We start from the raw sequence: 6,530 nt of genomic DNA, 5'->3' as shown, positions 1-6,530 counted from the left end.
GCTGGATTCGGTGTCGACCTTTGAGTGCATCGTCGATCGCGATAAACACTTCTTTATGGAAATGAATACTCGAATCCAAGTAGAGCACCGCGTGACGGAGCTGTGCTACGCGCTCAAGTTTGTGAATCCAGAAAACCCCAATGATTACTTTATTGTGGAGTCTCTCGTCGAGGCGATGGTATTGCTGGCCGCACACGGTTCAAAACTCCCCAAACCCGAACGTATTTTGCGGCATAACGACAGCGTCGAGGCACGCCTGAACGCGACGAACAATGCATTGCAGCCATCGGCTGGCGGTGTCATCGAGTACTGGAGCGACGCAATTGAGGGAGAGATTCGCGACGACCAAGGCATTTCGTTACACAACCCCGATACCGATGTATTTATCAAATACACTTTAGCAGGAGCTTATGATTCGAATATTGCTTTGCTCTTAACCGTAGGTGAAACGCGTTTAGACACCTACGAGCGTATGGCAGAGACCTTGCGTCGCACCACCATTCGCGGCAAGGACTTGGCAACCAACTTGTCGTTCCACAATGGTTTGGTCAATTGGTTCATCGGCAACAACATCAATGCACGTCCCACTACTCGGTTTATTGTTCCCTATCTGACTCTTGTGGGTGAAGTAAAAGCCCTTGCAGACAACATTGACCTCGACGCGGCTTGGCATTTATTGGCCGACCACGTCACGGCTGGGGCTGAGGGGGCGGCAAAAACAGCGCTTTCCGAGTGCTTAGCGCTCAAACAAACCTTGCTGACGCGCCCTTTGGGCGCTTTACTGAGCGATCCACACGCTCTGAGTGGCTGGTTGAGTATCCACAGCGACTGTGTCGGCCTTGTGGGAGACACCCTAGTCTGGAACGAAAATCCGGTAGAACTGCTGGCCGAAACTTATGAGTTCTTGAATATGGGGTACCGCGCGGGGCAGGCGGCTGCAAGTATGATTTGGAGTCATGACAATGAGTTACTGCAAGAAGCTAATCAGTTTTATCAAGATTTAGACGATCGTCTTGCCTGTGAAGACTGGATTGAACTGTGCTCTGTACTGGATGAAGATTGTGCGCCAGAGGGGTCTGATTTAAGTGAGGAACTGTGGGCAGCCGTGAGATCGGCACATTACGGCTATCAAGCCGGCATGGATTTATTGCTCATACTTCCAAAACTGGGGCTCCTCGCAGACTTCTACGCATTGGCTGTTAATGAAGATTTGACGATTTATATTCCAGAGCGCCTGCTCGATGCTGATCATCAGGCAAAAATGGCTAAGGTACTTGCGCCACCGCCAGCTGCCAAAGCAGATGAAATTTTGGCGGCGAGTGGCGGCATGTTTTATGGTCGAGAGAGTCCAGAGCATGCCTTATACGTCGAGCCTGGCTCGCATTTTGAAGCAGGCGACCCCTTATACATCGTCGAAGTCATGAAGATGTTCAACAAGGTCTATGCACCTTTCGCGGGGACCGTTGACGAGGTCTTGGTCGACAAAGACGGAGTGATTATTCGCAAAGGGCAACCTTTGTTCAAAATCACACCCGATGAGAAAATAGAAATAGAAACGCCCGAGCAGAAGCAGGCACGTCAGCGAGCCAAAACCACCGAGCTGATGCAATCGTTACTTTAAGGAGCTGTTATGATTACTGCGCTAGACCACATAGCAATCGCCGTTCCAGACCTGGACGCAGCGATCAAGCGCTTTATGGAAGATTTTGGTTTGACTTATGAAGGTACCGAAATTGTCGAAGCGGCCAAAACAACCACGGCTTTTTTTCCGTTGCCGCCCACCAGCATCGAACTCGTTCATCCACTGAACGGCGAAGGGCCAATCGCGGGGTACCTAGAGAAGCGGGGTGGTGGGATCCACCACCTGTGTTTCCGCACAGACAACATAGAAGAGGATGTCGAGCGTTTGCGTACTAAAGGCTATCAGTTCATTGGTGATAAACCGACGCCGGGAGCGCATGGCTCGACCGTAATTTTTATTCACCCGAAAAGTTGTGGCGGTGTTTTGATCGAGCTGAGCCAACCTGCCGACGCCCACTAAATAATAGAGACACCTTATGAGCGATTCAATTTACGATCCCAATGACGCTACGCCTGACAACTGGAAGGCGGTTGCGGAATCACAAATGCGCGGCAAATCGATTGATGACTTGGTTTGGCACACCCCTGAAGATATCGATGTCAAAGCGCTGTACACGATGGAAGACTTAGACGGACTGCAATACACCAATACTATGCCAGGTATGTCGCCCTATATCCGCGGGCCGCAAGCCACCATGTATGCCGGCCGCCCTTGGACTATCCGTCAGTATGCTGGCTTCTCAACCGCGGAAGAATCGAACGCGTTTTACCGCAAGGCGCTGGCCGCGGGCGGGCAGGGTGTTTCGGTTGCTTTTGACTTGGCTACGCACCGCGGTTACGACTCAGACCATCCTCGTGTGTCTGGAGATGTGGGCAAAGCGGGCGTCGCTATCGATTCAGTCGAGGACATGAAGATCCTGTTCGATGGAATACCACTCGATAAAGTGTCGGTGTCCATGACGATGAACGGCGCCGTGCTTCCCGTGCTGGCCGGATACATTGTCGCTGCTGAAGAGCAGGGCGTGGGTCCCGAGCAACTCGCGGGCACCATTCAAAATGATATTCTGAAAGAGTTCATGGTTCGCAATACCTACATTTACCCGCCGGCGCCGAGCATGCGTATCATCGGGGACATTATTGCTTACTGCTCTCAAAATATGCCCAAGTTCAACACCATTAGCATTTCGGGCTACCATATTCAGGAAGCTGGAGCGAATGCCGCATTGGAACTTGCCTATACACTAGCTGATGGCAAAGAGTATATTCGCACCGCGATTGCGGCGGGATTAGACATCGATGCCTTCGCTCCAAGGTTGTCCTTCTTCTGGGGCATCGGCATGAATTTCTACATGGAGATCGCCAAGTTGCGCGCGGCGCGCTTGCTGTGGGCGAAAATCGTATCGGAATTCAACCCAAAGAATCCTAAAAGCTCGATGTTGAGAACGCACAGCCAAACCTCGGGTTGGTCATTGACAGAGCAAGATCCCTACAACAACGTGGTGCGAACCACCATCGAAGCAATGGCAGCGGTATTCGGTGGCACTCAGTCGCTCCACACCAATGCACTGGATGAGGCCATTGCCTTACCCACCGAGTTTTCGGCGCGTATTGCCCGCAACACCCAGCTTATCATTCAAGAGGAAACTGGAATCACCAAGGTTGTAGACCCATGGGGTGGCTCCTACTTTATGGAAAACCTTACCCAATCGATTGCCGACAAAGCGTGGGAGCTGATCGAAGAAGTCGAAGCAGCAGGTGGCATGGCTAAAGCCATCGAGACCGGCATGCCTAAGCTGAAAATCGAAGAGGCAGCGGCAAAGAAACAAGCGCGAATTGACCGTGGCGAAGACGTCATTGTGGGCGTAAACAAATACAAAACAGAGTCCGAAGAAGAAGTCGATGTGCTGTCAATCGACGATCAAGCGGTCCGTGAGTCACAAATCAAACGTCTACAGGCAATTCGCGCAAGTCGAGACGAGTCTTCTGTGGAGGAAGCCCTGAGCGCATTGACTGCGTGTGCACAAAAGGGTGAGGGTAATTTGCTAGATCTGGCGGTAAAAGCCACCCGCCTGCGAGCTACTGTCGGAGAAATTTCCGAGGCTCTTGAGAAAGAATACGGCCGCTTTAATGCTACCGCGCAGACGGTTTCAGGTGTCTACGGAGCGGCCTTTGACGAGGATGATGATTGGAAAATGATCAGTCAAGACATCGAACAGTTCATTACCGATTTTGGTCGTCGACCCCGCATGCTGGTGTGTAAGATGGGGCAAGATGGGCACGATCGCGGAGCCAAAGTCGTAGCGACGGCCTTTGCGGACGTCGGTTTTGATGTCGATTTGTCTCCCATGTTTTCTACTCCAGAAGAAGTCGCTAAGCAGGCCATCGAGAACGATGTTCACGTGGTTGGCGCTTCGTCGCTGGCAGCTGGACACAAAACGCTCATACCCGCTCTGGTTGAAGAGCTCAGAAAGCAAGGCGCTGATGACATTGTTGTGATTGCTGGCGGTGTTATCCCTAAACAGGACTATCAAGGCCTTTACGATGCGGGTGTTCGATGCATCTTTGGCCCAGGCACGCCCATTCCAGTCTCCGCTCGCGCCGTTCTCGACGCAGTAAGAGAATCATTGGCCGAGTAATGAAGCTAACGCCTGAGGCGATCAGATCTGGCCAGCGCAGAGCGCTGGCCAAGGCCATTACGCTGATCGAAAGCACCCGTGAACAAGACCGTGAGAACGCTCAAGAGCTGCTCGCCGATTTGCTTCCACACACGGGAAATAGCGTGAGAATTGGGATTAGTGGTGTGCCAGGCGTGGGTAAGTCCACGTTCATAGAGGCCTTTGGTTTATACCTGTTGTCATTGGGCAAAAAGGTCGCAGTATTGGCAGTAGATCCAAGCTCACCCATCGCAGGGGGTTCAATTCTTGGCGACAAAACGAGAATGGAACTACTTTCGCGCAGCAACGACGCCTTTATTCGCCCAAGCCCTGCAGGGACTGCCTTAGGTGGCGTTGCTCAAAAAACGCGTGAAACGATGCTGCTGTGTGAAGCAGCGGGTTACGACGTGATATTGGTCGAAACTGTCGGCGTCGGGCAGTCTGAGCATCAAGTTGCGGGCATGGTCGATTTTTTCATGTTACTGATGCTTCCTGGCGGCGGCGATGAGTTGCAAGGCATAAAAAAAGGGATTTTAGAACTTGCTGATGCGCTGGTGATCAACAAGGCTGATGGCGAGAGTTTAGGTCTGGCAGAGCAGGCCAAACGTCACTACGAGAATGCCATGCACTTGTTGCGGCACAGTGGGTTTTGGACGCCTAAAGTGCTTACATGCTCTGCGCTTCACAATGAGCGCATTCGTGAAGTCTGGGAGATGATATTTGACTACTGGGAACAGTCCCGAGTCAACGGCGCGCTGACACGCGACCGGCAGTCACAACGGTTGCAGTGGATGCATCAGCTGATCCGCGAGGGTTTAGAGGCCAAGCTTCGCGCGAACCCTCAGATCAAGGCTTTGCTGCCAGAGCTCGAGACAGCGGTTGCCGAACAAGATGTCACCACTTACACTGCGGCGAGGCGAATTCTTGATCTACTTTAAAGGCTGGGCGGCATGCGCTTCATACCACTAGAGCGGCTTATCAACCTCCATGAGGGCTATCGTCAAGCGTTCAAAATTGAGGGAGCGGATATCATTCTTCTTCATGAAGATGGGCAGACTTATGCGTTCTCACGTACCTGCCCGCACCAAAACTACGCGCTCGATTATGCGAAGATAAGTGACGGTCTTCTTCTGTGCTCGGCCCACGGATTTGAGTTTGATCTAAAACGCTCAGGGGTCCTGGTGAAGCCTGCGGGTTTTCCGTGCCCTGCGCTAAAGACCTATGATCTAGTGTACGACGCTGATCGTATCGGACTTATGCTTTAGATGCCAAGCTCGCGCAGGTTAGGATCCGCCTCGCTGCGCTGCCACACTCGATCAAAGGCTTCGGTAAGTCTCATACACAAAGGCCTATCTGAGGGTTCAAATCGCACTCGACCGTCATTGATGTTTGGCATGTACAATACGCCGTCATGATCTGCCAGCACCAGCATCTTACCCGCCAAAGCCTCTGGTACTTTCGTCATGTGTAAATGCACAGAGCTGGGCAGACGTCGAGAAAGATCAAGCAATCTGTGGCCTTTTTGCTGTATGAGCTGGCTGTTAGTAATCAAGATTTGTACTTGAGAATCGCGGGTTGAACGTGCTAAATCAGACAACCTATCGGCAAGCTCTTTGTTATCAAACAACAGGTGATCCAGCGTGTCGCTAAATATACGAATCGTACGATTGGCTCGTCGAGCAAGATTCAGAACCAGCTGGTCACTCGGCGATGGGTAACTCGCGGCAATAATACGGTCGCTGTAATCCTGATAGTGTAAGGGCCTTTCCATGGCCTGATGGCTCATTGCGGCTTCTTCGAACATTTCCCCGACGGCAGAAAAACCGTGACGCGCATAGAACTCAATGGCGGCTGTTTGGGCGTGCAAATACAAGCGTGGCAACCCTGATTTCATTGCATCATCAATAACGTAGCGCATCAGGGCGGATCCGACCCCAGCGTTACGATAGGCACTGAGTACGGCCATACGGCCCACTCGTCCATCTCGGAGTCGCCGCGCCGTGCCGACAGGTTTTTTGTCGACGATGGCAACGTAGTGCTGTGCGCTGATATCCAAGCTATCCAGCTCGACGGACTCAGGAATACCTTGCTCGTCAATAAATACTCGCCTACGAATCATCGCAAGCACGGATTGGCCTTTGCTCCAATCGAGCTTCTCGATTCTTATGGTGAGTTCTTTGCGTTCGTGTTTAATCATTTGCTAAGAATAAACCCAGTCTTTGATTTCGCAAAGTTTCAGTGTGACAGACTTCACATTTGACCTTCAAATCTTAAATCTTGCGAGCAAGGTAATCG

6 protein-coding genes (1 of these 6 running past the window's edge) are annotated in these 6,530 nt (G+C 51.8%); 5 read left to right on the top strand and 1 reads right to left on the bottom strand.

Annotated features, from left to right (window positions below; translation table 11 throughout):
- The 5 genes in view from ACTF5Z_RS08115 to ACTF5Z_RS08095 are tightly spaced (at most 44 nt apart) and all read left to right on the top strand, a layout consistent with a single transcriptional unit that may run on beyond the window.
- Nucleotides 1-1,621: the 3' portion of a biotin/lipoyl-containing protein gene (locus tag ACTF5Z_RS08115; protein ID WP_438985200.1), read on the top strand. The gene continues 1,325 nt to the left of window position 1, outside the view; only the last 1,621 of its 2,946 coding nucleotides appear in the window; its start codon lies beyond the left edge, outside the window; its stop codon occupies nucleotides 1,619-1,621.
- A gap of 9 nt (nucleotides 1,622-1,630) precedes the next feature.
- Nucleotides 1,631-2,041, top strand: coding sequence for a methylmalonyl-CoA epimerase (gene mce / locus ACTF5Z_RS08110; RefSeq protein ID WP_423848498.1), 411 nt, complete (start codon nucleotides 1,631-1,633; stop codon nucleotides 2,039-2,041).
- 16 nt (nucleotides 2,042-2,057) lie between these two features.
- Entirely contained in the window at nucleotides 2,058-4,217 is a 2,160-nt protein-coding gene (gene scpA / locus ACTF5Z_RS08105) for a methylmalonyl-CoA mutase (protein WP_438985199.1), read from the top strand.
- Nucleotides 4,218-4,261: 44 nt separating this feature from the next.
- Entirely contained in the window at nucleotides 4,262-5,173 is a 912-nt protein-coding gene (gene meaB / locus ACTF5Z_RS08100; RefSeq protein ID WP_423853105.1) for a methylmalonyl Co-A mutase-associated GTPase MeaB, read from the top strand.
- A 12-nt stretch (nucleotides 5,174-5,185) separates the two neighbouring features.
- Complete coding sequence (locus ACTF5Z_RS08095; protein WP_438985198.1) at nucleotides 5,186-5,500, top strand: Rieske (2Fe-2S) protein; 315 nt, start codon at nucleotides 5,186-5,188, stop codon at nucleotides 5,498-5,500.
- Here ACTF5Z_RS08095 and ACTF5Z_RS08090 read toward each other — a convergent pair.
- Nucleotides 5,497-6,432 (bottom strand): GNAT family N-acetyltransferase, encoded by a 936-nt coding sequence (locus tag ACTF5Z_RS08090; protein WP_423848501.1) that lies wholly within the window; start codon nucleotides 6,430-6,432, stop codon nucleotides 5,497-5,499. The genes ACTF5Z_RS08095 and ACTF5Z_RS08090 overlap by 4 nt on opposite strands.
- Nucleotides 6,433-6,530 lie beyond the last annotated feature (98 nt).

It is taken from the genome of Aequoribacter sp. (assembly GCF_965659035.1).
Taxonomy (GTDB): Bacteria; Pseudomonadota; Gammaproteobacteria; order Pseudomonadales; family Halieaceae; genus Aequoribacter.
The sequence above is the reverse complement of the archived record's forward strand: the minus strand, read 5'-3'. Positions and strand labels throughout refer to the sequence as shown.

Excerpts from the sequence above, each read along its gene's own strand:
- mce (WP_423848498.1), top strand. The coding sequence starts at position 1,631 with ATGATTACTGCGCTAGACCACATAGCAATCGCCGTTCCAGACCTGGAC.
- scpA (WP_438985199.1), top strand. The coding sequence starts at position 2,058 with ATGAGCGATTCAATTTACGATCCCAATGACGCTACGCCTGACAACTGG.
- ACTF5Z_RS08095 (WP_438985198.1), top strand. The coding sequence starts at position 5,186 with ATGCGCTTCATACCACTAGAGCGGCTTATCAACCTCCATGAGGGCTAT.
- ACTF5Z_RS08090 (WP_423848501.1), bottom strand. The coding sequence starts at position 6,432 with ATGATTAAACACGAACGCAAAGAACTCACCATAAGAATCGAGAAGCTC.